19 protein-coding genes and 7 pseudogenes are annotated in these 26335 nt (G+C 55.2%); 13 read left to right on the top strand and 13 right to left on the bottom strand.

The genetic code is table 11. The features are described from left to right. Positions 1-79: 79 nt before the first annotated feature. From SOPEG_RS09465 to SOPEG_RS09455, 3 genes are all read right to left on the bottom strand, one after another. Positions 80-1348, bottom strand: coding sequence for a glycoside hydrolase family 10-like protein (locus SOPEG_RS09465; RefSeq protein WP_148297040.1), 1269 nt, complete (start codon positions 1346-1348; stop codon positions 80-82). 101 nt (positions 1349-1449) lie between these two features. Continuing rightward, positions 1450-3240, bottom strand: a complete 1791-nt coding sequence (locus tag SOPEG_RS09460; protein WP_025245162.1) for a glycoside hydrolase family 3 protein — start codon at positions 3238-3240, stop codon at positions 1450-1452. Positions 3241-3509: 269 nt separating this feature from the next. Then, a complete protein-coding gene (locus tag SOPEG_RS09455) occupies positions 3510-3890 on the bottom strand; it encodes an FAD-dependent oxidoreductase (RefSeq protein ID WP_025245161.1) in 381 nt (126 codons plus the stop codon). A 583-nt stretch (positions 3891-4473) separates the two neighbouring features. On the opposite strand from SOPEG_RS09455, the gene SOPEG_RS09450 reads away from it, so the two are divergent. After that, a complete protein-coding gene (locus SOPEG_RS09450) occupies positions 4474-4827 on the top strand; it encodes a hypothetical protein (RefSeq protein WP_025245160.1) in 354 nt (117 codons plus the stop codon). A gap of 26 nt (positions 4828-4853) precedes the next feature. On the opposite strand, the pseudogene SOPEG_RS26225 reads toward SOPEG_RS09450, so the two are convergent. From SOPEG_RS26225 to SOPEG_RS09425, 6 genes and pseudogenes are all read right to left on the bottom strand, one after another. Beyond that, positions 4854-5388, bottom strand: a pseudogene (locus SOPEG_RS26225) (prolyl oligopeptidase family serine peptidase); the annotation flags it as partial. 35 nt (positions 5389-5423) lie between these two features. Next, on the bottom strand, positions 5424-6632 hold the full coding sequence (locus SOPEG_RS09440; RefSeq protein WP_025244030.1) for an IS256-like element ISSoEn2 family transposase: 1209 nt from the start codon (positions 6630-6632) through the stop codon (positions 5424-5426). Positions 6633-6702: 70 nt separating this feature from the next. After that, positions 6703-6795 (bottom strand): annotated as a pseudogene (locus SOPEG_RS30840) (prolyl oligopeptidase family serine peptidase); the annotation flags it as partial. A 119-nt stretch (positions 6796-6914) separates the two neighbouring features. Beyond that, positions 6915-7664 (bottom strand): IS21-like element ISSoEn3 family helper ATPase IstB, encoded by a 750-nt coding sequence (istB, locus tag SOPEG_RS09435; RefSeq protein WP_025245158.1) that lies wholly within the window; start codon positions 7662-7664, stop codon positions 6915-6917. A gap of 11 nt (positions 7665-7675) precedes the next feature. Continuing rightward, positions 7676-9233, bottom strand: a pseudogene (gene istA, locus SOPEG_RS09430) (IS21-like element ISSoEn3 family transposase). A 168-nt stretch (positions 9234-9401) separates the two neighbouring features. Next, positions 9402-10834, bottom strand: a pseudogene (locus SOPEG_RS09425) (prolyl oligopeptidase family protein); the annotation flags it as partial. Positions 10835-11681: 847 nt separating this feature from the next. Here SOPEG_RS09425 and SOPEG_RS09420 point away from each other — a divergent pair. The 11 genes and pseudogenes from SOPEG_RS09420 (at position 11682) to SOPEG_RS30565 (ending at position 21282) form a co-directional block, all read left to right on the top strand. After that, a complete protein-coding gene (locus tag SOPEG_RS09420; protein ID WP_335334092.1) occupies positions 11682-12350 on the top strand; it encodes a LysR family transcriptional regulator in 669 nt (222 codons plus the stop codon). Between the two features lie 341 nt (positions 12351-12691). Beyond that, positions 12692-14119 (top strand): annotated as a pseudogene (locus tag SOPEG_RS09415) (M20 family metallopeptidase). Between the two features lie 22 nt (positions 14120-14141). Then, on the top strand, positions 14142-15680 hold the full coding sequence (locus tag SOPEG_RS09410) for an ABC transporter substrate-binding protein (protein ID WP_236851733.1): 1539 nt from the start codon (positions 14142-14144) through the stop codon (positions 15678-15680). A 65-nt stretch (positions 15681-15745) separates the two neighbouring features. Further along, positions 15746-16775: pseudogene (locus SOPEG_RS09405) on the top strand (ABC transporter permease). 132 nt (positions 16776-16907) lie between these two features. After that, a complete protein-coding gene (locus tag SOPEG_RS09400; RefSeq protein WP_335334091.1) occupies positions 16908-17678 on the top strand; it encodes an ABC transporter permease in 771 nt (256 codons plus the stop codon). Then, positions 17671-18427: pseudogene (locus SOPEG_RS09395) on the top strand (ATP-binding cassette domain-containing protein). Before SOPEG_RS09400 ends, SOPEG_RS09395 begins: the two are co-directional and overlap by 8 nt. Beyond that, on the top strand, positions 18424-19188 hold the full coding sequence (locus SOPEG_RS09390; RefSeq protein ID WP_025245154.1) for an ABC transporter ATP-binding protein: 765 nt from the start codon (positions 18424-18426) through the stop codon (positions 19186-19188). Before SOPEG_RS09395 ends, SOPEG_RS09390 begins: the two are co-directional and overlap by 4 nt. Before the next feature lie 53 nt (positions 19189-19241). Beyond that, a complete protein-coding gene (locus SOPEG_RS09385) occupies positions 19242-20036 on the top strand; it encodes a serine hydrolase domain-containing protein (protein WP_236851731.1) in 795 nt (264 codons plus the stop codon). Beyond that, entirely contained in the window at positions 20033-20539 is a 507-nt protein-coding gene (locus SOPEG_RS30575; protein ID WP_335334082.1) for an MmgE/PrpD family protein, read from the top strand. The genes SOPEG_RS09385 and SOPEG_RS30575 overlap by 4 nt, the downstream gene beginning before the upstream one ends. Beyond that, a complete protein-coding gene (locus tag SOPEG_RS30570; protein WP_335334081.1) occupies positions 20458-20844 on the top strand; it encodes an MmgE/PrpD family protein in 387 nt (128 codons plus the stop codon). Before SOPEG_RS30575 ends, SOPEG_RS30570 begins: the two co-directional genes overlap by 82 nt. Positions 20845-20865: 21 nt before the next feature. After that, entirely contained in the window at positions 20866-21282 is a 417-nt protein-coding gene (locus SOPEG_RS30565; protein ID WP_335334090.1) for an MmgE/PrpD family protein, read from the top strand. 81 nt (positions 21283-21363) lie between these two features. Here SOPEG_RS30565 and SOPEG_RS09375 read toward each other — a convergent pair whose 3' ends face one another. Next, on the bottom strand, positions 21364-22434 hold the full coding sequence (locus SOPEG_RS09375) for an LD-carboxypeptidase (RefSeq protein ID WP_025245152.1): 1071 nt from the start codon (positions 22432-22434) through the stop codon (positions 21364-21366). A 244-nt stretch (positions 22435-22678) separates the two neighbouring features. Between SOPEG_RS09375 and SOPEG_RS27315 the strand changes: the two genes are divergently transcribed. Then, the gene (locus SOPEG_RS27315) at positions 22679-23299 is read left to right on the top strand and encodes a hypothetical protein (protein ID WP_148297038.1); all 621 of its coding nucleotides are present in this window, start codon (positions 22679-22681) and stop codon (positions 23297-23299) included. Between the two features lie 259 nt (positions 23300-23558). Here the strand turns inward: SOPEG_RS27315 and SOPEG_RS09370 are convergent, their stop codons facing one another. The 3 genes from SOPEG_RS09370 to SOPEG_RS09360 all read right to left on the bottom strand — a co-directional run bounded on the left by SOPEG_RS09370 (position 23559) and on the right by SOPEG_RS09360 (position 25808). After that, a complete protein-coding gene (locus SOPEG_RS09370; RefSeq protein WP_025245151.1) occupies positions 23559-24773 on the bottom strand; it encodes an IS256 family transposase in 1215 nt (404 codons plus the stop codon). Positions 24774-24894: 121 nt separating this feature from the next. Next, positions 24895-25173: a ribbon-helix-helix protein, CopG family gene (locus SOPEG_RS09365; protein ID WP_025245150.1), complete on the bottom strand. Its 279-nt coding sequence runs from the start codon at positions 25171-25173 to the stop codon at positions 24895-24897. Beyond that, complete coding sequence (locus SOPEG_RS09360; protein ID WP_025245149.1) at positions 25173-25808, bottom strand: AAA family ATPase; 636 nt, start codon at positions 25806-25808, stop codon at positions 25173-25175. The genes SOPEG_RS09365 and SOPEG_RS09360 overlap by 1 nt, the downstream gene beginning before the upstream one ends. Positions 25809-26335 lie beyond the last annotated feature (527 nt).

The raw sequence follows: 26335 nt of genomic DNA, 5'->3' as shown, positions 1-26335 counted from the left end.
GCCGAAAACGGCGGGGCGATATGCGTTGCAATGACCCTGCTGGTAACGGCAGGGCGATGTGGATTTCAGTTGCTTCCTATCAGGGCTGCCACCGGCTTTTCAGATAATCCACCGCGGCGGCGGTCTGCGGCCGGCTAAGATAGGCTTCGCTGAACAGAATAGTTCCGTTGACCTCAGGTAAGGCGTCGTTAATATCCAGCTGTTTTTTCAACTCCGCAACCCCGCCCTCCACGCCCCAATCCGGTTCGACTTTCGTGGGACTGCCTATTTTGTAAAGCGCGACGCCTATATAGAGCTTGGTGTGGGTAGGGCGTACGACCTCCGACCACCAGTTTGCCAACACATCATACCGGACTATCTGCCGCGCCCCCGGCCAATACAACTGTGGAGCGATGTAGTCCAGCAGGCCCAGCCGTACCCACTGCCGGGTATCCGCGTAAGCGGTATCATAGGCAGGCCCCCCGGCTTGGGTAGCCGAACCGCGGGGATCATCCGCCGCATTGCGCCAGACGCCGGCGGGGCTGATGCCAAAGGCAACGTGCGCGTTAAGGGATTTTACTGCCTGGGAGACCTGCTGAATCATCAGCAAGGTATTGTGGCGCCGCCAATCGGCTTTATCGATAAAATCCTGTCCATACAGCCGGTAAATGGCATCATCATCCAGCCGGGAATCGGGGGTTTCGTAGTAAAAATAATCGTCGAACTGCACCCCATCCACCGGGTGATTTTTGACCAATTCGGTGACAACGCTGACGACCCAATTGCGCACCTCGGGCAGGCCGGGGTCTAGAACGTAGCGGCCGCTGGCGATACGTATCCAGTCAGGATGGAGCGCATAAACGCTGGCGGGTGATGTTCTTAGCGTGGCATTCAGCGCGGCGGCGGTTTCTGGCCGGGTATTCAGGGTAACCCGGTAAGGATTGAGCCAGGCGTGCACTTTCAGACCTCTTTTATGCGCTTGTGCAAGCATAAACGCCAGCGGATCATAGCCCGGATCCCGGCCAACCGTTCCCGTGAGGACTTCCGACCAGGGTAATAGTTCGGAACGATAAAGCGCGTTACCATCAGGCTTGACCTGAAAAAAAACCGTGTTAACCCCGATCTTGACCAGATTGTCCAACTTGGCCGTCAGCGCGTTTTGCTGCTGTCGAATCCGCTCTGCGTCATTGGGCGCATCAAGCGTCGAGGGCCCGGGCCAATCAAGTCCGTACAGGGTCGTCCACCAGACGCCGCGCATTTCGGACGCCTGGGGTTTGCTGGTTAACGGCGGCAGGCGCTCCGCCGCACGTTTATTGCTACAGCCGACCAGTAACCCCAGCCATACGAGGATTATTAGCCAACGTACCATTCCTTTGTCACTCCGCACTATTGTCTCCCTGATTCAAGGTATGAATGTCATTCATCATGAGATTGGCCGCGGTAAACGCGCCGGCAGCCATTCCGTTATTGTTACCAGCTAAGCCCAAACCCGCGGGGATAAGCCAGGGTACCGCTATTGGTCTTTACATCATAATGGTGCCAAGTATTGACCGGCAGTTTCCCTTGCGGCGAACGCTGACCGATAAGCACTTCAGCCAGCGAGATCATGGCATGGCTGCCCCAAACGCCGTTGTCATAGCCATAATAGGAGTAAGAAGCAACGGCTGCGTCCACCTCCGCGGCGAAGTTCACAATGTCGTAAGGCGCCCGCAGGGATAAATGGAGGCGTTTTTTCCCCTGCGCCGCCGCGAAGCGCAGCCAGGCAAGGTAGCGATCGCTGGTCTCATCGGGTTGGGGCTTATACGGCGACGCCGCCCTCTCCACCGGCGAAAAGGCGGTAGAGAGCGTACCGAGCATAAAAACGTCGCAGCGCGCGATGCGCGCTTTGATCTCCGCATCCGTCAGGTTTGTCTCCTTTGCCGCCTCCACCGTAAGATACCCTTCTTGTGACATTACCGCCGCAATGCCCCGGGCCTGCTCAGCCCACGGCGTCAGCACAAAATAGCGTTGGGTTTTGTCCTTTAGAGGCAGCGTCGATTGCTGATTGATGACGACGGTAATCGCCCGAGCGCTGATGCGCTTTTCCAGCGCCTGTCCATCGGCGGCAGGCTGCGGCGCCCTTTCCTTTCCCTTTTCCAGCAGGTGATAGCGCCGCTTTAGCGTTAAGATCCTCGCAACGGAGGCATCAATGTCTCCCTCTTTGATAACCCCTTGTTTTACCTTTTGCGCCATCAGCGCGATCAGTTGCGACAGGCGCTGAGCCTCGGCAGGCGAAGCGACGCTTACCGGCATGAGGGCGATATCGACACCGGCGGTAAACACCCGCTCAAGGGCGTCATCCGGGTTAAAATGATCGGTTATGGCGCCCATATCCAGCGCATCCGACAATGTCACGCCGGTGAAACCCAATTGGTTACGCAGAATGTCGGTCTGGATGCAACGTGACATCGTGACGGGTACGGTAATATCCACGCCGTTACGGTTACGCACCCGGGTGTCGTCCAATTCAGGGTATTGGATATGCGCCGTCATGATCATCTCCGGCGGCGTATCACTGGCGATGGCGTGCTGATAAGGTGCAATATCGATTGCGAACGCCTCCTGGCAGTCACGGTCAACCCGCGGCAGGGCGGTATGCGAATCGGTCGACGTAGCGCCATGGCCCGGAAAATGCTTATAAACGGTAATCATTTGCTGCTGGTGCATGCCCGCGCGAATGCTTTCCGCCAGCGTGATAACGGTTGCAACGTCATCGCTGAAACTACGGACATTAATGACAGGGTTAAACGGATTAGTATTGACATCAACGATCGGCGCAAAATTGACATTGATCGATAACGCCCGCAGATCGCTTGCCATATGTTGTGCCTGTTCGCGGGCAAGTTCCTTATCGGTGCCGCCCAGCCAGGCTGCCGCCAAGGTCATATTATTGGGAAAGGCAACGTATTCACTGCGGGGGAGACGAAATACGTTTCCACCTTCATTATCCGTACCGATAAATAAATGAATATCGCCATCGGTATGAATTCCCGCATACCAGTCCGTCAGCGTCTGTATTTGTGCTTTATTTTTTAAATTGTTGGCAAAGAGGATTACCCCGCCGATACCGTTATCGCGAATTATCTTTGCAATGGCTTCGTCGGGAGCAATCATGTCCCGCTTACCGTTGCCGTTGGAATCCCAATAACGGAAATCTAGCATGATTTTCTGACCGATTTTTTCCTCCAAGGTCATTGCGCCGATTTTCTGTTTAATGTCCATTTATGCGCTCCTCATTTAGTTACACGGCATGCTAAGCAAAAAGAGAATGTCGTTTAAAATACACTCCCGCAGGGTCATTACGTAAGTGTATTGCTTTAGGATGCATAAGGTTTATTTTAAATTAAACAGCCAATCAACGATTGCTGAAAATATAGCTGAACAGATGAATTAATTGCGTGATTGATTCACTCTCCTTGCGCCGATTAGCTAAGGTTATATCGCCGGCATAACAGTATGGCGCTTCTACTTGGCAACACCGCAAAGGAGCGCTATATGCCGCTGACGGCCACGGCAAGGAGGTCCAACAACGTCTGTTCCGTTGCAGACTGCGGGATCATCAAAATAAAGGGAAAAGGGGTGTCGTTTATCTCGCACAAATCGTAATTCAGTCCACCCTTGTGACGGCCCGAGAGATGGAAATCGATTTGTTGCGTCATGATGCCTTTGGTTAATAACGTCTCACTGAGGCCGAGCAAAGCAAAAAGCTCCAGCGAACGGGCCGACATCACGGCGGCGCGGGATTTTCGGCTGGGGGCCAGGGCTTTGTCGATAATGCGGAAGGGGACGCCACAGCGCTGAAGCAGGTAGGCGGCCATCAACCCCGTCGGGCCCGCCCCCACGATCACGACATCACAATCGGTGTGTTGCATTATCACGCTCCTTTGACGTCAATTCTGCGCAGGTCGGCAGGCGCTAGCTGCGGCTCGCCTTTGTCGCCGCGCGTTAGCACACACGGGATCACATCAGGATAATGATTGGCGCCATAATTTTCTGGATCATTATTAATATAACCATAGTTATAGCCTATCCCTGTGGAGGAAGCCTGTCGGTGCGGTATTATTGAGCCAATGTCGGGTTTCGCTCCCGGGCCTCTCGCGACGAATAATGATTAACCCCCCGTCAACCGCGGATGCCCTGAGACAGGCTCCGCTGATCGCTTAGGCGACTACATTCTTCTTTGCCCCCCGGCGGACAGACCTATTTTAAGCGTTTCCTGTCAAACGGCGATTAGGCGTCTGACCTTGTCAACCCGGATTGTCCTTGATCCAAAAAATAGGTCAAACCTGCCTAAACCGAACCGTGGATTGATAAGAAAATTTTAGATTTGAGAGAATAAAAGAGAGTTTCTAAGATGACGAACAGGCCATGAATGCTATGCTGACGCTAAATGCACATCAATAATGCGTTACGACACAGGCTTTTCGAGTAAAGAATACAGGAGGGGGCAGCGCAATGAAGCCAGCATTTTTTGCTCTTAATATATTATTATCCTGCCACTTTGCGGCATGGGCAACTAATGAGGAACATGCATTACCGCTCATTAAATTAGCCATCAATGCCATGGATGCAGGCTATTTTTCCGAACCGGGGAATCTACGCATCACGCAGACGGCGCAGGGTGAAAATCCCACCGCAGCGACGATTGAAATTGAGAAAGACTTGGCGGATGACGCCATCGCCATAGAGAAGACCGTATTCACGTTACATCGCAAAAATGACGTATGGGTAATAGACACCCAAGCCACGACGTTTAAATGCCGGGAAGGACGCGGTCACCAAACCTTCTCCCCGGCATGCTGCCAGTAAATATGGCTGAAGCAGGCCGGTAATGCCTACGCTTCCGGCGTGCCGCGGTTTAGGCTGGACCAGAGAAATTCGCTGACAAGCGCACTGTGGAACGCGGCTTGTCTCTTGTCCGCCGCGGCGCTGTGCCCTCCTTCGGTGTTTTCATAGAAATACGCCTGCTGGTGGCCCATTTGCCGCATACGCGCCGCCATTTTGCGTGCGTGCGCCGGGTTGACCCGATTCGTCGCTGGTAGCGGTATAAAACAGCACCGGCGGATAAGCGGTTTCCGCCTTGATATTATGGTACGGCGAAAAGGTTTTGATATAGTGCCATTACGCTGGGTCGTCCGGATCGCCATATTCGGCAATCCATGATGCGCCAGCGGAAAGCGACGTATAGCGCTGCATATCCAAAAGCGGCACCTCGCAGACGATGCAGCCGAACAGCTGCGGATACTGCGTCAGCATATTACCCACCAGCAGGCCGCCGCGCGCGCCGAGATGCGGTGATGACGTGACCTTGCGTGCAATGAGATCTTTCACAACCGCGGCAAAATCCTCAAAGGAGCGGTGGCGGTCTTGCGACCCTGTACACGATTCTGTGTAAATGCCTTTTCTCAGAAGTGACCGTCCAGGCGGTCACCGAACTCGATAATAAAGCGGCTCATTGCCATGCGCCAGTCCCTCAAAGGCATTGTCCATTTCTGTGAGGCCGCCTGTATCGCCAGCCACACCACCTTTTTCACTGCGTCGTCGGTCGGGAACACCTTGCGCTTTTTGATGGCATGCCGGATCACGCTGTTTAACGACTCGATGGCGTTGGTCGTGTAGATCACCTTGCGGATGTCCGTTGGGTAGGCAAAGAACGTGGCCAGATTGGCCCAGTTTGCCTGCCAGCTTCGACTTATTTGCGGGTAGCGGATGTCCCAGGCACTGGAGAACGCTTCCAGCGCCTGCAAGCCGGCTTCTTCCGTAGGGGCCTGATAGATAGCTTTCAGGTCGCGGGTGACGGCCTTGTAGTCCTTCCAGGAGACGAACCGCAGGCTGTTGCGCACCATATGCACGATACACAGCTGGAGCCGCGCCTCCGGATACACCGCGTTAATAGCGTCAGGGAAACCTTTCAGCCCGTCTACGCAGGCGATAAGGATATCGTTCAGGCCGCGGTTTTTCAGCTCTGTCAGCACGTTCAGCCAGAACTTTGCGCCTTCATTTTCGGCCAGCCACATACCTAGCAACTCTTTCTGGCCTTCGATGTTGATGCCCAGCGCCAGGAACACAGATTTGTTAATGATGCGGCTGTCCTGCCGGACTTTTAGAACGATACAGTCAAGATAAACAATGGGATAGACTGCATCCAGAGGCCGGTTTTGCCATTCAACAACCTGCTCCATGACCGCATCGGTGACCTTTGAGACCAGCGCCGGCGAGACATCGGCGTCATACAGCTCTTTGAACGCGGCGGCGATCTCGCGGGTGGTCATCCCTTTGGCGTACAACGATAAAATCTGGTTATCCATCCCGGTAATCCGGGTCTGGTTCTTCTTCACCAGTTGCGGTTCAAAGGAACCGTCACGATCGCGCGGAGTACGCAGCGCCAGCGGGCCATCGCCAGTGGTAACGGTTTTTGTGGAATAGCCGTTGCGGGCGTTGGTCCCCGGTTTAGGCTGATTTTTATCGTAGCCGAGGTGATGGGTCATTTCGGCATTGAGAGCTGCTTCGACGCTGATTTTTTTCAGCAGCCGATCGAAATGACTGAGATCTTCAGGGGTTTTGAGATTTTTGGCCAGTTCGTTAGCCAGAGCCTGCAACTGTTTTTCGTCCATAAATTAACCTGTTTTTGATGTTGGATTGAACATATCAAAATCAGGCAAATACACAAATTTCTAAACAGGCTCGGTCTTGCTTGAGCGACGCTTGATGCCAGGCGGGACCATACTCGGCGCCGCCGCGAATATTGGCGACCACATACATCCCGCCACGCTCCATGCAGATTCCGATGTATCCGATCAGCTGTTCCGGCGACATCCGATCAGTTATTCCGATATTTTCCGATCACCCATTCCAGTGATATTCGTTCACGTGTTCGCTCATCTTCTGACTCGGGTTTAGTCTATTTTTCCTGTGCTGGCTACTCCTTGCTCTTTGCGTAGTGATTCGCCTTTAAGTTCCAGTCTATAGCTGGGGTGTACTAACCGATCGAATAACGCGTCAGCTGTCGTGGGGTTTTCTATCAGTCCATACCATTTTTTCACCGGCAGTTGACTGATCAGGATGCTGCTGCTTTTGTCGTAGCGATCTTCCATCACCTCCAACAGCATCGTTGCCTGCATCGGACTTATTGATTCTAGGCCCACGTCGTCCAAGATCAGTAACTCTATTTTTTCTAACTGCTTAAGCTGTTTTAGATAGGTCCCGTCTACCTGACACTGGTGAAGATGGGCCAGCAACCGACCCACTCGCCAGTAACGCACGCTATATTGCTGCCGGCATGCCTGCTCACCAAGCGCACAATTAAGCCAGGTTTTGCCCGTACCTGTTGGCCCCGTGATGAGTATGCTTTTCTGATATTTCAGATATTGTCCCCCTAGCAGATCTCGCATCTGTTCCGGTGTCACTCCTCGGCTAGGGATATAGCGGATATCTTCCGGTTTTGCCTGCAAGCGCATTTGCGATTGCCGTCGCAGACGGCATATATGGTTGTTTTTTCTATGCAAATTTTCCGCTTCTACCATCAGCGACAACCGCTCCTCGAACCCCAGCTCCCCATAACTCCCCGGGAGTTCGCGTTGCGTCTCCAACGCCTGGACCATTGCCGACAACTTCAGCTCTCGCAGAGCCATTAACAGTGTATCCATATTTATTCTCCTTAGTGATAACTGTCCGGACCTCGGAGGTTTTCGTGAACCAGCATTGATACGCCGGCTCCGTCCTGGGTGACCTCACTTTCACGACCGTGTTTCAATACGTTAGCTATGAAAGAGCGGTTAATGCACCCTTTCTCCAACGCCAGCGCGCAGGCCTTCTCCAGTCGCGTCGTCTCATAGCGCCGTTGCAGATTGCAGATTGAGTAGCCCCAGCACGGAGCGGTAAGCCTGCTCCGGATGGGCTTTGCTCTTTTGGATGGACTCGACCACTTTCAGTGTGCACACACCCACCGACAGCGCCCAACTGCACAGCCTTTCCGGCGTCCACTGACTCTGCCCCTTATGGTTAGCCGGCATGTGCGCCGCCTGAGTCGTGTGCCTATAGGCGTTATCGCTGCGAGGGTGCGTAGCCACGCAGACGCCCTTATGGTGGATTTGCACCAGCCGTTGGGTGGCGATGACGTCAACGCGCTCGCCAACCAGCGGATGCGGCACCGAGTACCAGTTTTTGCCGTAGTCTATGTGGTAATCAGGTCCCACTCGGGCAACGAGATACTCACTGTATTCCCATTGTGTGGGCGGTAGAGGCCCAAGAGCCGGTTTGTCCAGCTGCTCGAAGCGTTCAAGGCGACTTTGTCCGCCGTAATGACGCATCGGGCGCAAATTCAACTCATGATTGAGTTCTCGTATCACCTGGTTGAGTTCGGCCAGCGAGTAGAACCTACGTTTACGCAACCGGGCCAAAACCCAGCGTTCTACCAGCTGCACAGTTGATTCTGCCTTCGCCTTGTCTTTCGGTTTTCTCGGGCGCGCCGGTAGCACCACTGTCTCATAGTGATTTGCCAGCGCCTGGTAGCTCTGGTTTATGACCGGCTCATAGCGGTCAGGGGTGCTGACAGCGCTGCGCAGATTATCAGGTATCATCAGCTCCGGAACCCCACCCATGAAGTGCAGGCAGCGGCTATTGGCGTTGAGCCACGATGCCATGTCCTGGCCTTCGCAGGCTTCGATATACGCATAGCCTGACACGCCCATGGCAGCGACGAAGATAGCGACCTGGCGTACGCTACCGGTCGCAGGGTTGACGATAGGTACGGTGGGGCCACAGAAGTCGATGAAGAGCTTTTCGCCAGCCTTGTGCTCCATGCGCATGGAACGCCGCTGCTTCTTTTTCCAGTCACGAAACAGTGCACAAAACTGTGAGTAACCTAGGGCATCACCGCCCACGGCGGACTGATATTCCATCCAGAGCAGCTGCTTGGTCATGCCCTTGCGGCTTAACTCGGTATCGATATCAAGCCAGCTGGGTAAGGTATTGATAACTTTTCCGGATTTGCCGGGATAGAGCAGGTGGTCGAGGTCGACGGGGGACAGTTCCGCCGGCAATGGCCAGACCAGGTTAGCTACCGTGAATCGGCCGAGGATATCGTGCACGGTAGTACAGCCTATGCCGAGCGCTGCTGCGATAGTGCGATTCGAGCGACGCTGCTCGAATTTCATACGTAAGACATTAATATAGATGCACATTTCCGTTCTCGCTTTCTTCTTTTTACGTGCCATGCCATGCCCCCGGAAGCTAAAAGTCTCCAGAGTATGGCGGAACAGAAGATGAGCGATCGGACAGAATCGGAATCGCTGATCGGGCGACCGGAATCAGTGATCGGATGAAATCAGAATTAGTGATCGGGTGAAATCGGAATCGGTGATCGGATGTGACCGGAACTAGCACTCCAGCCAGCTAGGGGCGCGTCGCTGCCCAAATAATGCGGCAACAGCGATACATCAAAGCCGCCATAACCGTACAGCAGCGTGGGATTGCTGCCGTTCAGCTGGAGATCCTTGGCCGCTATTTGAAAGTAGGGTATTGAGGTCCCGTCCTTGGAACGGACAAAGTGCTGGCTGACCCGATAACGGTCAGGATCAAAGTCATAGGGGCCCTGCTTTAACCGTTCCACACCGTCACCGTCGAGATTGCCCATATACAGCGAGGTGGGCTGAAGGAAGCCTTAGACGGTCATAAAGTAATCATTGCTTTCCTCATCAATGCCCTCGGCGGAAAGCGTGCTGAGCATTGACCGATTGCCCAGCGATTGTCGCTGCCAGCTATCGCACCGCGGCGCCAACACTTCAAGGTGGCTTACCACGTTTTCCATGATACTGAGGATAAGATGGTCGCGTGTCCTTTCGTAATCGCTTAATGCCCTTTGCCCATGGGGTGTGAATAACACCTGCAATCGCCGGTCTCCCGCCAGGTAATCGTCGAAGTTCGCCGCCAATAACGCGCCGGCGGGATAGCGTTTCCCGTTCACCACCCACGCTCTGCTCAGCTTTATCAGCAACCATTCGCGGTGGGTGCTGAACTCGGCATCCGACGGAATGGCAATGTTGATTTGCTGGTTGTGTGCAGTCAGCACGTAATTGTCGCGGCGATAAAAATCCAGGCTGCGGCCGACATAATCGCGCTCAAAACCCGGCGTGCGATCGTGGTAGGCAAAGACCCCCAGATCCTTCGGCCGCGCTCAGCGGCGTGCTGCGCCGCCAGCGTTTGGCGATGCGCGGATAACTCGACTGGGTCATTGAGCCGGGCCCCCAATCCGTGGCGATGAACACGGTGTCTTTATCGATCCACGACACGTCGCTTTTAGCCAAAGGCACGTTAAAACCCTCTTTCACGAAGCGCTTGGCGATCAGGTTAAATTCGCGGAATTCGACGGCGTCACCGCCGTCCGGCGACAGCGCGATAAGGCTATATCGGTATGCCGGCGCCAACGGCTGCGAACCGCGATACACGCATTCCCTGCCTTCCTCTTTGCCCAACGCATCGATATCCAACACCGTTTTCCATACCGGTTCGGCTTTGCGGTACTCCTGGAGCGTCGTGCGCCGCAGTAGCCCGCGCGGATTGGCCTGGTCCTGCCAGAAATTATAATAGTCATCCCCGAGCTTGCTGACCCAGGGGATCCGGGTGTCCTTATTCAGGATATCCAGTACCTGCCGTTCCAGCCTGGGAAAATGCTGCCCTTGCGCATAACGCGCAAGGGTGCGCTGATTTTCCTGCGCTACCTACCGTAGCGCGGCGTCGCCACGAAGAACTTCCAGCTACAGGAAATCATCACCGGCAGCGGCGTTGGGCGCGGGGAGGAGTTGGATAGTGACATCATGGTGAATACGGCTCCTGAGGTTGATACACTGAGGTGAATACATTGGCGTCGAGGGATAACCGGCAGACCCAAGCGCCTGGCTAATACCCCACCTCGGGATAACCTCGGACATAGCAATTCAATAGGTGAGGCCGAACCTGACCTGCGGCGTCGCGGGAAACGTGCTTAAGGGCAGTAGCGACAACCGCCGGCGCTGCCATCCTAGACGGCATTTTCCGACAAGCGCTAAGAAAAGCGTCTTGGGTGGCTAGTATCCCTTATCCCGCATTGAGCACGGCGGTGGTGTGAAGAGGTGCTTTGCCACGAAAATAGCACCGCCAGGTAAAATCTTTCGACAACGCGATATTTGTCTTTCGCCCGCGCTAGAGAGTATGCGTGATGTTTCGTCCTGCTGGCAATCTTTCTCGCAGGGTCGCTATCGCCTAGGCAATAGCCGCCAATTTATTATCTAATTTGGCTGAGTAGGATGAGGTCATTATTCATTGTGACTGCTTCATCATAATGATCTGACCCTTGCGCCGAAACGGAGGCGAATGCAATTTTGCCCTTTGAGGCAGGGGAAAATGTGACACCCCACTTTCTTATCGCAACCCTGCAAAGGGGCCAAGGCGCGCAAAGAGCGCGACTAGCATGGCGTGATGTTATCTTTCCCCCCCATGCGCCAGGCGCACCACGCCAGTGCACATCTGGGCCCTTGAGCGGCATCGCGGCCGTCATTAGCCCCGTTGCCCCGTCTAAACGCGCGCCCGCGGCACGATGGCAACCCTTACCACTCTGGCGCGTTTCTTGCGTACGGTTTGTTGTTCAACCGAAAACACACATTTCTCAACCTGACAGGTGATCCGCTATAGAGCTGAAATGGTTTGAAGATTTTCTGAGTGTCTCACGTTGCTACAGCTTTACCCGCGCTGCCGATGAACGACACATCACGCAATCCGCCTTGAGCCACCGCATTCGACAATTGGAGGAGTGGCTGGGGGTGCCGCTATTTAACCGTAATACCTACCCGATAACGCTTACGCCCGAAGGACAGACCTTTCTCTCCACCGCCAGCGAAACCCTATTCGCGTTGACCCATATGCGTAACGACCTGCACCAGCGTTACCAAAAACGCACGTCAGTGCTGCGCTTTACCATGCTGAATACGCTTTCCCTAACGTTTTTTCCGGAGTGGATTAATCAGGTCAATCGTTCCAACCACACCCGTTTTATTCGTCTGTGCGATCAAAAATCGACCTTTGTCGAGCACATATCGTTGTTGCACTCGGGGGAGACAGATTTTTTGCTGACCTACGCTCACGACTCGGTCGCGCTCATTCAGCAATTGGCGCCCTACCCTATGCTGTCGCTGGGACAGGAGCGCGCTATCGCCGTCTGCCGCCCCGACAGCGAAGGCAAACCGCTTTATCCTATTGGCCAGAGCGCCGATCCAATCCCCTGGCTGAGCTACGGTCAAAATTCCTTCTTTGCCCATGCGCTCGCGCGCCGGCCAGAACTGTTGGGATATGACGCTTGATATCCGTCTCTACCGCCAGCCGGTGCTGCGCCATCCCCATGCGGAGCATTTCTGGCAGCAGGCATCCCGTCTTTGCGAACCGGCGCTCGCGGCAAGCTGACGTTGCCGTTCGCCTTGCACGGAAGAACGGCGCCATAGCGGGTTCCTCACCCGCCCGGCATTACCCACCGTTCATTGCGAGGCGCGCTACCCTCGCGGCCCCCCGGCGCCGCTTAACTATGCAAATTTGGACTAGCCGTTGTGAATTGTTCATTGGCGCGCAACGGCGGCCTTGACGCATGCTGAAAACCAGCGGGGCCCGCGCCGGCCTCAATTTTCCGCTTGCAATGCCGGAGATAATCATGTCGAACAAAGCGTTAGTCAGGGATCTGGTGGACGAGCACAAAACGGATTTTTGCGCATTGAGCGATCGCATCTGGGGTATGCCAGAAATATATTATACCTAATATCGCTCGGTGGCGGAACACACCGCGATGTTGAAAAAACAGGGTTTTCAGGTGACGGAAAACGTGGCCGACATTCCCACCGCCGTGATGGGCGAAGCCGGCCACGGGGGCCAGATTATCGCCTTTCTGGGCGAATATGACGCCCTCCCTGGACTCAGCCAGGAAGCGGGTGTCGCCCGTTATTCGCCGCTGCCGGGCAACGGTCAGGGCCACGGCTGCGGCCATAACCTGCTGGGTTCGGCGGCGATGCTGGCGGCGAGCGCGTTGAAAGAATGGCTGGCCAAAACAGGTCAGCCCGGCCGGGTGCGCTATTACGGCTGTCCCGCTGAAAGGGGGGGCGCCGCAAAATCCTTTATGGCGCGCGCCGGCGCGTTTGATGGCGTCGATGTCGCCATTACCTGGCATCCCAGCGCCCATCATGAGGTGGCGAAAGCGCTGTCGCTCGCCAACACCCGTATGGATTTTTTCTTTACGGGGCGCGCCTCCCATGCCGCCGCCGCACCGCACCTGGGCCGCAGCGCACTGGATGCGGTTGAACTGATGAACGTGGGAGTACAGTATTTGCGTGAACATGTCCCGCAGGATTCGCGTATCCACTATGCCATGCTTGATTCCGGCGGTATCGCGCCGAACGTGGTGCAGGCCAAGGCCGCCGGGCGCTATGCCATCCGCGCCCGCGATGTCGAAAGCATGTTTGAACTCAACGCGCGCGTGAAACGGGTGGCCGAAGGCGCCGCCATCATGACCGATACGCAATTAACCGTCAGTATCATGAGCGCGGTCGCCAATTTGCTGGGTAACCGTCCGCTGGAAGAAGCCATGCAGCAGAATTTCGCGCTGCTGGGTCCGGTCGCGTTCGATCAAAGCGATTACGCCTTCGCCGATGAGATTCAAAGCACGCTTAGCGCCGCAGATGTTCAAAACGATTATCGTCGGACCGGAATGAAACCCGCTCATCCCAAATCCCTGAGCGACTATATCATCCCCCTCGACACCCACGGTGAGCCAATGATCGGTTCGACCGATGTGGCGGATGTCAGTTGGGTTATCCCGATGGTACAAGCGCATGTGCCGACGATGGCCATCGGCACGCCAGGCCATTCCTGGCAATTGACCGCTCAGGGGAAAATGCCCGCCGCCCATAAGGGCCTGGCTCATGTCGCGAAAATCATGGCCGTCACGGGCATTGACGTGCTCACCGACAAAATGTTGCTTGCCCAGGTCAAAAAAGTCCATTTTGAACAAACCCGCGCCACTCCCTACCAGTGCCCGATACCGGCCGAGGTAAAACCCCCTGTTCAGCCGCGCCCCGAGACGTTGTGATTGATTGCTTTAGGAGAGCACCATGACATTGACCCGAATTGCCGCCCTGCTGTTAGCGGCGGGCGCTTGCAGCGCAACGGCCGAGGCCGCCACACCGCCCGATTCGCTGGTGATGGCCTGGAATATCGATGCCATCAGTACCTGGGACCCCGCTCAGATAGGCGAGGTGGTAACCAGCGAAATCTACTCCAATACGTGCGACACGCTGGTGGACTTCGATCCCGGTGATGAGAAAAAAGTGGTGCCTTCGCTGGCGTCAAATTGGGATGTCTCGCCCGATCGCCGGCAAATCACGTTCCATTTGCGCGACAACCTCACCTTTGCGGACGGTACTCCCGCCACGGCGGGGGATCTGGCCTGGTCGCTGCAGCGGGTGGTGAAACTGGGTTATGGCAACGCCGCCACAATCACCGATTACGGCTTTAACAAGCAAAACGTCGATAACACGATCACGGCACCGGACGATCGCACGCTGGTATTCAAACTGGATAAGCCCTATCCCACCACGCTGATCTTACAGGCGATTGCGGCCAATAATGTCTCTTCCTTGTTGGAACGGAAAAAGGTGGAAAAGGAAGCGGTCAACGGCGATATGGGACACACCTATCTGACAACCCATACCGCCTGTGTCGGCCCCTACCAGCTAACCCGCTGGAACGCGGGGGAAGGCGTCATGTTGCAGGCCGTCGATCGCTACTGGGGCGGACAACCGCCGCTGAAGCGGGTGTTGATTCGCCATGTTGCCGAAACCGGCACGCAGCGGCGGCTGGTCACCCAAGGGGATGTGGATATCGCCCGCGACCTGTCTGCGGATGACCTGAAAACCCTTGATGAAGGTAATAAGGTCAAAGTATCGAAAGTGCTCAAACCGCAGTTATTCTTTTGGACGTTCAATAATGAAGACCCGATCTTCAAAAATGAGAAAGTCCGCCTCACCATGCGCTATCTGATCGACTATGACGGCCTGGCGAAAAGCGTTATGCTGTACCATGGGGTACCCCGCGCCAGCTTCGTGCAAATCGGCGCCTTCGGGGCGTTGGACGACCGGGCCGGCCAACCGTTCAAACTGGACCTGGACAAAGCCAAGCAGCTGCTGACGGAGGCGGGCTACCCCCAGGGTTTCAGTGCCACCGTTTACTTCGGCACGCTACCCCATTCGGCACCCATCGCGCAGAGCGTGCAGCAAAACGCCGCCAAAATCGGCGTAAAGCTCACGTTAGAGCGGATGGCCAACGCACAGTTGTTCAGCAAAGTGCGCGGCCGCGAGTTTCAGAGCGCCATGATGGCCTGGCAGACCTCGGTGCCGGACGCTTACGGCAACGCCTCGCGGCTGGTGTTCAATCCGGATAACGACAAAAACGCCCGCGCGACCCAGTACCCCAGTTGGCGCGCCGCCTATTTTGATTCCGAGCTGAATAAAAAAGTCCAGACGGCGGTAATGGAACCCGATGACGCGAAACGGGTCGCGCCTATGCCGATTTGCAACAAGAGGTCATGCAAAAAGGTCCGATGGCGATCATGTTCCAGATGTACAGCACGGCGGGAATCAATCCGGTTTTGAAAAACTGGACCTGGAACGGTTTTCGCGTTTGGTACAACAAAGCACGCAAATAACGGAGGCGCGTCATGTCGCAGGCTTTCTCCACCGCAGCCGAGCCGAGGGACATCTCTCCCGTCTGGCGCTACCTGTCCGCCGCGCTGAAAGGCGTGCTGTCCATCCTGTGTACGCTGCTGGGGCTTGCGGCGTTAACCTTCTTCATTGGCCGGCTGCTGCCTATCGATCCGGTGGTGGCCGTCATTGGCGATAACGCCAGCCAGGAAGCCTATAACCAGATGTATCACCAATTGGGCCTGGATCAGCCGCTGTGGCAGCAGTTTGCCGACTATCTGGTGTCGGTGGCGCAGGATATTGCCCGGGTCTTCCCGGCGACGCTGGAACTGGCGACGGTGGCGGCGATTATCGGTACCGGCCTCGGTATTCCCTCCGGCGTCCTATCGGCGATGTACCGTAACTCCTGGTTCGACCACCTGATTCGTTTTTTGGGTCTTATCAGCTACTCAACGCCGCATTTTTGGCTCGGATTGATGGGTTTGCTGCTGTTCTACGCCTCTCTGGGCTGGATCGGCGGTCCAAGGCCGTGTGGATTTTATTTATGAATTCGATCTGCACCCGGTCACCGGCTTTTGGCTTATCGACAGCGCAATGGCGGGCGACTGGGCGGTGTTCCGCAATGTTTTCAGCCATATCATTCTCCCTGCTTCGATTCTCGGCCTGAGTTCGTTGGCCTATATCAGCCGCATGACCCGTAGCTTTATGATCGAACAACTGGCGCAGGAATATATTATCACCGCGCGGGTTAAAGGACTCTCCTGGGCGCGCTGCGTCTGGGTGCATGCCCTGCGCAATGTGGCGGTACCGACGCTGACGGTGGTGGCGCTCTCTTGGGCCTGGCTGCTGGAGGGCGCGGTGCTGACCGAAACCGTGTTCGCCTGGCCAGGCTTTGGCCGTTATCTTACCAATGCGCTGCTGGCCGGCGACATGAACGCCGTGGTGGGCTGCGCCTTACTGACCGGCGCGATTTTTGTCCTGTTGAATGTGGTGTGTAACCTGCTTTATCACCTCTTCGACCCACGCACCCGCCGGGAGGTTCAATGACCGATTCCTTGAATAAGCCGCTGTCGGCGCGTCCGCGTTCAACCTGGCGCGAATGGATCGCCGCGTCTTCGCCCGCGACGCCGTTGCAGGCAAAGATGCAGCAGCTATGGCTACAGTGGCACCGCTTCAGCGCTGTTCGGTCTATTGGTGCTGTTGTTCATCCTGGCGCCGGTATTGGCCAACCAGGATATCTACGTCCAGGATCTGTCCCACCGCCTGCAGCCGCCCAGCGCCGATCACTGGTTCGGCACCGATGAGCTGGGCCGGGATATTTACAGTCGGCTGATCTTCGGGGCGCGGATTACGCTATATATCGCCGCGCTTACCGCCGTGATTATCACCCCGCTCAGTCTGATTATCGGCACCACCGCCGGCTATTTCGGCGGTTGGGTAGATACGGTGCTGATGCGTCTGGTGGATATTTTCCTGGCGTTTCCCAGCTTGATTCTGGCGCTGGCGTTTATCGCCGCGCTGGGCCCCGGCCTTGAGAACACGATTATCGCTATCGCGCTCTCCTCCTGGCCGCCGATTGCGCGCCTGGCGCGGGCGGAAACGCTATCGATTCGCAAAATGGGCTATATCGCGGCGATACGGCTACAGGGCGCGTCCTCATGGCATATCATCCTGCACCATTTAATGCCGATGTGCCTGCCCTCAGTGGTGGTGCGCGTCACGCTGAATATGGCCGCCATTATCCTGACCGCGGCGGGGCTGGGTTTCCTCGGGCTGGGCGCGCAGGCGCCCAGCCCGGAGTGGGGCGCCATGCTCTCTTCGGGACGGGAATTCATGATGAACCACGGTTGGATCGCGGCAATCCCCGGTCTGGCCATTCTGTTTACCAGCCTGGCTTTCAACCTGTTAGGCGATGGCCTGCGCGACGTGATGGATCTCCGCTATGAATGATCTTTTGTTGGACGTTGAGAATCTCAATGTGGTGTTTAAAGGCGCCTATCAGGATCATCCTACGGTGCGAAATGTGTCATTACCGTCGGGCGGGAAAAAGTGGCCATCGTAGGGGAATCCGGCTCGGGTAAATCCCAGACTTGTCGGGCGCTGCTCAAGCTGACGCCCAAAGTTGGCCGTATCAGCGCCGACAGGATGCGTTTTGGCGATATCGATTTGCTCAATGCCCGCGAGCAACAGATGCGTCGCATCCGCGGCAATCGCATTTCCATGATATTACAGGACCCGAAATTTTCCCTTAACCCGCTGATGCGGATCGGCCAGCAAATTACCGAAGCCTACCGCTTGCATGCGCGCGTAAGTCAAAAAGACGCCCGCGACAAAGCCTTGGCGATGCTGGAAGCCGTGCATATCCGCGAAGCGGAACAGGTATTCCGGCTCTATCCCCATGAAATTTCGGGCGGCATGGGGCAACGGGTGATGATTGCGATGATGCTGATCCCCGAGCCAGATCTTATCATCGCCGATGAACCCACCAGCGCGCTGGACGTTACCGTGCGTCAACAGGTACTGACCATCCTCGATGAACAACTGGCGCGGCGCAGCTGGAGCACGCCTGCCATCCTTATACCCGGGCATTACTCGACAGTCAGCCGCGCCTGCGCCATCCGGTGGCGACGCTTAGCGTCCCCGCGCGCGATCCGGCCTGGCTGGACGGCCCGAGCTATCGTTATGGTGTCGCCCTATGAATGTGATTCCCAGCGCACAGCGCAGTATTGAAACCCTGGCATTAAGCATCGCCTTCGGCGAGGGACGTCAGCGCCGTCAGGTGGTCGACAACGTCAATATTCTTCTGGGACAAGGTGAAAGCTATGGCCTTATCGGTGAATCGGGCTGCGGTAAATCAACTCTCCTGCGCGCGTTGGCGGGCCTGAATCATCATTATCAGGGGCATATCCTGCTTAACAACCGTGAGCAGCAGCACCGGCGCGACAAAGGCTTCTACCGGGATGTCCAGATGGTGTTCCAAGATCCCTATGCCTCATTGCATCCGCGCAAAATGGTATGGAATACTTTGCGAGAGCCGTTACAATTACAGGGGCTTGATCGCCATGAAACGCGCATCAGCGAAGTGCTGAACGCCGTCGGCCTGTCAGACGCGTTCCGTTACCGCTATCCCCATCAACTTTCCGGCGGGCAGCGCCAGCGGGTGGCTATCGCTCGCGCGCTGATCCTGGAGCCGTCGATCCTGCTGCTGGATGAGCCCACCTCAGCGCTGGACGTTTCAGTGCAGGCAGAGATCCTTAATTTGCTTAGCCAAATGCGCCGGCAGCGTCGATTGACCTATCTTCTCGTCACGCACGATTTGGCGGTGGTGGCACACTTATGCGACAGGGTCAGCATCATGTACCAGGGTAGACTTCTGGAGGAATTCACCGCCGACGCCCTGCGCCAGGAGAATGTGACGCACGCCTACAGCCGCCGGTTTTTGGCCGCCAGCGAGGGATAACGACCATGTTTAGCCCACTGGAACACTATCTATCCACCCTAGACAGCGCCGCCATGCTGGTCGCGCGCCGGCACGACATCCTTTTCCGCTACGGTGACGATACACGGCGCTATCCCTGTCACTCCATGCGTAAAAGTTTTCTGAGCGCCTTATTCGGTTGCGCGCAGGCGACGCTGTATGATTTACTGATGGCCCGCTCCGGCATTTATCATCCCGCCAATTACGAAACCCCCTGGATGAGAAGTATCAAACCTCAGCGCCATCGTTACGCGCCCGGCGACAACTGGTGCTACAACAACTGGGACTTCAACGCCCTCGGCAGCGTGTGGCGCCAGCTGACCGGTGAGGAGATCCACGACGCCTTCGCGCGGCGGATCGCCGGCCCCATCGGCATGGAGGACTTTCGTCCCGCGCAGGATGGCGCCATGGAACCCGGGGATTTCTCGGACCACCCCGTCTATCCCTTTCGTCTTTCCAGCCGTGACCTGCTCCGGTTCGACCAGTTATTTTTGCAGCAGGGCAGATGGGACGATCGCCAGGTGATACCGGCGCACTGGGTCCAGAGCAGCACGCTACCCGTCTCCCACGCCGGCTGCCGCGGCGATTACGACGCGATGTGGTGGGTCACGCGCGACGGCGTCGCCTGGCCGGGGGTAATCCTCCCCAAGGGCAGCTATTCGGCGCGCGGCGCGGGCGGTCATTTTTGCCTGGTGATACCGTCGTTGGCCTTAGTCATCATCCATCGTGTAGACACCGATACGCCTGGACAAGAGGTGAACCGTTTTCAAACCAGCCGACTTCTACAACTGCTTTTTGACTCGCTCAACGCAAGGGAGATTTTATCATGACCGTGATCGAGACTCTCGCCGCCTGGTGCGCGCAACCCAAGAGGTTGACGCCGCAGGCCCGAAAACTGGCGATAGAGGCCATTACCGATACGCTGGCCTGTCTTTACGCGGGGCGAGATGATTTCTCCACCCGCGCCGTAAGCGATGCCTGGACGGTGCCCTACCGCTCCCCCGCCGTTCAGGCCTTGATCAATGCGACCGCAGCGCACGCCATTGATTATGACGATAACTTCGCACCGGGCATGAGCCATGCTTCAGCGGTGCTGGTACCCGCGCTGCTGGCGGTGGCGCTGGCGGAACGGCGCGAGGGTACGGCAGTGATTGACGCTTACCTGATAGGCCTCCAAGCCCAGGCGTGGATCGGTGAAACAGTAGGGCGATCCCATTACACCGCCGGGTGGCATGGCACCTCCACCGTGGGATGTATCGGTACCGCCGCGGGCGTGGCCTGGCTGATGGGGTTGGACGAAGCCGGCATTGCGCGCGCACTCAGTATCGCGTAAGCCTGGCCAGCGGCGTAAAAGGCCAATTTGGTACGCCGCTAAAACCGTTTCACGCCGGCATGGCGGCGCGCGGCGCCGTGGAGTCTGCCGTACTGGCCAAAACCGGCATGAGCGGCCGGCGGGACATTATCGAAGGCCCGCAGGGTTTTAGCGAACTGTATGCGGGTCAATCCGCTCAGCAACGGCCTGAGCACTCTATTCCCACCGACCATGTGATTGAACGGGTTGGCCTCATGCCGAAAAAGCATCCCTGCTGCGGATCCACGCATCGCATTTTGGATGCGATTGCCGATTTGCAAGCCTAGCACCGCTTCAACGCTGAGGATATTGAACAGGTTGTTACCAAAGTCGGCATCGCCAACTGGCGTAACCTGGCCTATGCGCAGCCGGAGAATGAAATGCAGGCCCGCTTTTCCATGCCTTACTGCGTTCAGGTCATGTTGGAAAAAGGCCGGCTCAGCGTAAGCGATTTCACGCCGCGACAGGTTATGCAGCAGGCCGATCCCGTTAAATTGGCCCGCATCAGCATGGTCGCCTGGCGCGCCGAAGAAGAACAAATGCACGACAATTTGCCCCATAGCGTGACGCTGCACTTCAAAGACGAGCGTCAATTAACAGCGCAGCGGCACAATGCCAAAGGCGGTCTTGGGGAGAGGTTCACCGAGGACGATCGGCGGCAAAAGTTTGTCGACTGCTGTCAGGGGCTGGCGGACGCAGCGTCCCACTATTTGCAACTACAGTAGCTCGATAGCCAAGCAGACCTTAGCTTTCTACGGCCGTTGCTGGTTGCGTGAGTCGGTTAAAGCCGCGGCGGATAAAGACCGTCAGGCGGACGACGCAGCGTTGATGGGCGGTTGAGTCAGACTGCAATAGCGATAATGTTTATTGCACTGAATGGTCATCCGTTGGCCCAGAATAAACGGCTGGTTCGTTTTTCCATGGCCAAACTCGGGATAATAATAGACTGGAAAATCCACCCGTCTGGCAAAGTCCTGCAGCACGTAGCGGTAGAGATCTCGCTCCTTTTTATCCGCGACGATGGGATAGAATTGGCCAAAAATGACCGCCTTGGGACGGAAAGTTTTCATGTACTCGAGTTGATGGAGTGTCCTGTCAAGCTGTTTATAGGTGACGCCGGTGTCTTCCATAAGCAGAACTTTATCGGCATAACTTTTCTCATAGCGAGTGGAGAATAGCGACTGCATCAACGTCAGATTACCGCCGTTTACAATGCCTTGGCCGCCCGCGAAGGCGGGCAAATTGAGCGGCTCAATGCCCGTATAGGTCATACCGTTCGCCACCGTGCGGAAAATCTGCGAAATGCTGCTGTACATACTCACCTGTTCTTCTTTGCGCACGTCATACATTTCGCGGTTGTAGGACGCAAGAATACCGTGAACGCTGGGCCACTTGATGACGTTATTGATAAAGTGATGCAGGACCGTCACATCGCTGAAGCCGATAAGCACTTTGGGGGAAGAGGCCGCTATCTTGTTGCGACTACGATACAAATAAGGATAAAGGTTCAGCGCGCCAGATCCTCCCCTGACAAACCACAGATATTTTACATTGTCATCCGTTAACGCTTTGATTAGCGTTGCCGCGCGGATGTCATCCGTATTCACATAGCCCAACGGCGTGGGATGCTGGTCAAGATAACGGCTATCCACGGCATAACCTTGCCGGCTAAATACCGTCTCGATCTCGTCGATAATGCTTTCATCGTATTGAGATGAACTGGATATTAAATAAACCGCCGGTTTGCCAGCCGGGACATTATCCGTCGTAGCGCAATCATGGGCGAAAGGGTGAAATATCCCGGTCGCGGCTGGGGCCGCTGCGGATAAAGATACGCCTATTATTATCAGCCATAACGCAATAAAGGGATACTTCATACATTACTCCGCGAGGGGGGATCACCATGACCTTCCTCTACTTAACATGGATAGACGCCAAAAATCCTCAAAACTAGAGCGGTGTTTATTTCACATTTAAACATTAGTCGGTTAATGATGTTAATCCTTAGCACGCGCGCGGCATAAAAAGAAATAGCGAAGGTTATTCCCCCGGTCGTGCCATCCTCGTGAACGTTGACGCTTGCAGCAAAACGGAGGGGAATGTTCAAGGAGAAAGGAATAAATGCCAATTTTAACAACGAATAAGTCACTCACGCCCTCAGACGGAAGCTTAACGGCCACCGAAAATGTTGACGCGCCTTTCGCTTCATCCCGGCGAAAATACAACACGGCTATTATTTGTATCTTAAGACTATCCACCTTACTCATAGCGGCAATGGGTATAGCGTTGGAATGCTCTGCCGAAGATAAAATAGATTATTCTTACCGTTCCCCTGTTCCCGAGATGTCTTATTCGGTCAACGATCGGCCTCAGCAATTTTTTAGAGAGCAAATTGAACCGGATCCGGCTAAAGGAGTGTCAAAGTTAACGCGAGGCGGGATTAACTTTGAAACCAAGGACCAAAGAACCCTGTGCAGCCAGCAAAAAACCGCCTATACCTTCAAGGATGATGCTCTTTCGTTCGCGGTAACCGACCCTCTTCCGGGAAGTTCTGCTGCTTCCGCGCATGCGCCTTCCAGAGCACGGCCCCATTACGATGGTTACGGTTGGCATTCTCCCACTTTCACCCCTCCTAATCCGGTAAAACGCCCGCGTCCCCCGGTGTTTCAGCAAGAAAGGGTCATCGATAGCGACAGTCCCTACGGGGATTATGAAATGTCGATTAAATTATGGGGTGATTAAATGAGACCGCTATTCCACACGCTGCCGGCACGACGGCGCGGCCATAACGCCTGGCTTGGCAGGCGTGAAGAAAATTTCTGGCGCGGAATCATCCCGTGGTGATGGCACTTTAGCCCGCCATCCCGGTCCCATCATGACAATCAGCCAATCAGCCAATCAGCCAATCAGCCAACCAGCCAACCAGCCAACCAGGCAGACGGGATCTGACAATGCCTCCCCGAGCGCGACCCTGTACACGATTCTGTGTAAATGCCTTTTCTCAGAAGTGACCGTCCAGGCGGTCACCGAACTCGATAATAAAGCGGCTCATTGCCATGCGCCAGTCCCTCAAAGGCATTGTCCATTTCTGTGAGGCCGCCTGTATCGCCAGCCACACCACCTTTTTCACTGCGTCGTCGGTCGGGAACACCTTGCGCTTTTTGATGGCATGCCGGATCACGCTGTTTAACGACTCGATGGCGTTGGTCGTGTAGATCACCTTGCGGATGTCCGTTGGGTAGGCAAAGAACGTGGCCAGATTGGCCCAGTTTGCCTGCCAGCTTCGACTTATTTGCGGGTAGCGGATGTCCCAGGCGCTGGAAGCGTTCTCCAGCGCCTGCAAGCCGGCTTCTTCCGTAGGGGCCTGATAGATAGTTTTCAGGTCGCGGGTGACGGCCTTGTAGTCCTTCCAGGAGACGAACCGCAGGCTGTTGCGCACCATATGCACGATACACAGCTGGAGCCGCGCCTCCGGATACACCGCGTTAATAGCGTCAGGGAAACCTTTCAGCCCGTCTACGCAGGCGATAAGGATATCGTTCAGGCCGCGGTTTTTCAGCTCTGTCAGCACGTTCAGCCAGAACTTTGCGCCTTCATTTTCGGCCAGCCACATACCTAGCAACTCTTTCTGGCCTTCGATGTTGATGCCCAGCGCCAGGAACACAGATTTGTTGATGATGCGGCTGTCCTGCCGGACTTTTAGAACGCTACAGTCAAGGTAAACAATGGGATAGGCTGCATCCAGAGGCCGGTTTTGCCATTCGACAACATGCTCCATGACCGCATCGGTGACCTTTGAGACCAGCGCCGGCGAGACATCGGCGTCATACAGCTCTTTGAACGCGGCGGCGATCTCGCGGGTGGTCATCCCTTTGGCGTACAACGATAAAATCTGGTTATCCATCCCGGTAATCCGGGTCTGGGTCTGGTTCTTCTTCACCAGTTGCGGTTCAAAGGAATCGTCACGATCGCGCGGAGTACGCAGCGCCAGCGGGCCATCGCCAGTGGTAACGGTTTTTGTGGAATAGCCGTTGCGGGCGTTGGTCCCCGGTTTAGGCTGATTTTTATCGTAGCCGAGGTGATGGGTCATTTCGGCATTGAGAGCTGCTTCGACGCTGATTTTTTTCAGCAGCCGATCGAAGTGACTGAGATCTTCAGGGGTTTTGAGATTTTTGGCCAGTTCGTTAGCCAGAGCCTGCAACTGTTTTTCGTCCATAAATTAACCTGTTTTTGATGTTGGATTGAACATATCAAAATCAGGCAAATACACAAATTTCTAAACAGGCTCTCAGAAGACAACATCAACAAATCTAGGCGACGATGAATTAAAACGTTATCTATGTCTTTAGATAAGCGTTTAATGCTTCACGGATGATTGCACTCACATTTTTAGGATCCGTACCGTTACGTTTGTTTTCCAGGGCGATATCTTCGACTTCCCGCAATAACGACAATGGCAGCGAAATAGTCGTACGAGCAATTTTCTCTTCTGGTGGCGCCGCAGACGCTGAGGAAGAATTATGCGTTTCTCCATAGGGACGATCCGCCAGGCGATTTGCCAATGCCTCCGCCTCGGCCTCGCTCACGGTTCTTCTCACGGGTTTTTTCAGAGCCATTAAAATATCTCCTTGAGCAGCGCCAATACTTCTGTCTTTGCATTTTCATTTGAAGCCTCCAGAACCGACTTCCCTTCAGACATGACATCACGATAGATTTTTCGATGGCAAGCGATGGCATTTAGCGGCTTGATACCGGCGAACTCACTTACGAACTCCAAAAACTCCCGACGTTCATTACCGCGTATAACCGGATTCGTGGTTGCCATACTTTGATAGCTGAACGCTTTTAAGTCCGGGTTCAAATCACGCATGCTTTCTACTTGTTGCTCAAGCTCAATCATGGTATCGAGATCGAGTTGTGAGCATTGATGTGGCGCTATGATTTGGTGAGCGACGGTACCCCCCGTTATCAGCTCACGACTGTTACGCCCGGCTACATCCACAATCACATGATCGTACTTTTGATCAAGGCTCCGGAGAGTCTGCGAGATATTGTCTCTTTTTTCGATAAGCGTTACCGTTGGAACCAATTCGGCTTGCTCCCTTTCAGCATACCATCGCGCCGCTGAACGCTGTACGTCGGCATCCACCAGGCAGACATCATAGCCTTGCATTGCCAACCCTACGGCAACGTTTATCGCTGTCGTGGTTTTACCCGCCCCGCCTTTATTACAGCCTATGATCGTTATCATCAATGTGTTCCATATGTTTGTGGTGGCTGAACAGCTTTAATGGATTATACTCGTGATATTTAAAGTAGCAAGCATTACATCTTAAGTGTGAAGTAAGCAAGTAGTTTTGCTCTCGTCAACGCTCTATACATACCGTTGCTTGCATGAACATGAGAATTCATGCCCAGAGTATTTAGCCCATCCCAAATAAACAGCTTATCCTTCCCATTGATGTCCTTTCAGGCCAGTTTTTACCTTCAATTACGTCATTTTCCAACTTATCTTTGTGCCGATAGCATTACGCAAATCTGCGCTCGATAAAAATGGGGCACGGCAAATCTTCCAGCGCGGCAGTCGTCCGCGTTTTGCCAACGCAACAGCCTCTGAGCACAGATATCATATCAGGCTAAATGTTCTGCAAAGCTCTAAGGCCCTCACTACAGCACACTTATCCTAGGAGTAGTTGGTTCGCCATTTGTCAGGTCATGTCCCGCTTGATGTCAAGGAAAGAGAAAATTGGAAATGTGTGATAACGCTCGCTGCTGACT

The organism is Candidatus Sodalis pierantonius str. SOPE, from assembly GCF_000517405.1.
Lineage (GTDB): Bacteria > Pseudomonadota > Gammaproteobacteria > Enterobacterales > Enterobacteriaceae > Sodalis_C > Sodalis_C pierantonii.
Note: the sequence above shows the minus strand (reverse complement) of the source record. Positions and strands in the feature narration are given on the sequence as shown.

Bases quoted from the DNA above. Each gene is read 5' to 3' on its own strand.
- SOPEG_RS30570 (WP_335334081.1), top strand. From the start codon at position 20,458: ATGTATCGGTACCGCCGCGGGCGTGGCCTGGCTGATGGGGTTGGACGA.
- SOPEG_RS09375 (WP_025245152.1), bottom strand. From the start codon at position 22,434: ATGAAGTATCCCTTTATTGCGTTATGGCTGATAATAATAGGCGTATCT.
- SOPEG_RS09385 (WP_236851731.1), top strand. From the start codon at position 19,242: ATGCTGGTCGCGCGCCGGCACGACATCCTTTTCCGCTACGGTGACGAT.
- SOPEG_RS27315 (WP_148297038.1), top strand. From the start codon at position 22,679: ATGCCAATTTTAACAACGAATAAGTCACTCACGCCCTCAGACGGAAGC.
- SOPEG_RS09465 (WP_148297040.1), bottom strand. From the start codon at position 1,348: ATGGTACGTTGGCTAATAATCCTCGTATGGCTGGGGTTACTGGTCGGC.
- SOPEG_RS09410 (WP_236851733.1), top strand. From the start codon at position 14,142: ATGACATTGACCCGAATTGCCGCCCTGCTGTTAGCGGCGGGCGCTTGC.
- SOPEG_RS09370 (WP_025245151.1), bottom strand. From the start codon at position 24,773: ATGGACGAAAAACAGTTGCAGGCTCTGGCTAACGAACTGGCCAAAAAT.
- istB (WP_025245158.1), bottom strand. From the start codon at position 7,664: ATGGATACACTGTTAATGGCTCTGCGAGAGCTGAAGTTGTCGGCAATG.
- SOPEG_RS09455 (WP_025245161.1), bottom strand. From the start codon at position 3,890: ATGCAACACACCGATTGTGATGTCGTGATCGTGGGGGCGGGCCCGACG.
- SOPEG_RS09440 (WP_025244030.1), bottom strand. From the start codon at position 6,632: ATGGACGAAAAACAGTTGCAGGCTCTGGCTAACGAACTGGCCAAAAAT.
- SOPEG_RS09365 (WP_025245150.1), bottom strand. From the start codon at position 25,173: ATGGCTCTGAAAAAACCCGTGAGAAGAACCGTGAGCGAGGCCGAGGCG.
- SOPEG_RS09390 (WP_025245154.1), top strand. From the start codon at position 18,424: ATGAATGTGATTCCCAGCGCACAGCGCAGTATTGAAACCCTGGCATTA.
- SOPEG_RS09360 (WP_025245149.1), bottom strand. From the start codon at position 25,808: ATGATAACGATCATAGGCTGTAATAAAGGCGGGGCGGGTAAAACCACG.
- SOPEG_RS09460 (WP_025245162.1), bottom strand. From the start codon at position 3,240: ATGGACATTAAACAGAAAATCGGCGCAATGACCTTGGAGGAAAAAATC.
- SOPEG_RS09450 (WP_025245160.1), top strand. From the start codon at position 4,474: ATGAAGCCAGCATTTTTTGCTCTTAATATATTATTATCCTGCCACTTT.
- SOPEG_RS30575 (WP_335334082.1), top strand. From the start codon at position 20,033: ATGACCGTGATCGAGACTCTCGCCGCCTGGTGCGCGCAACCCAAGAGG.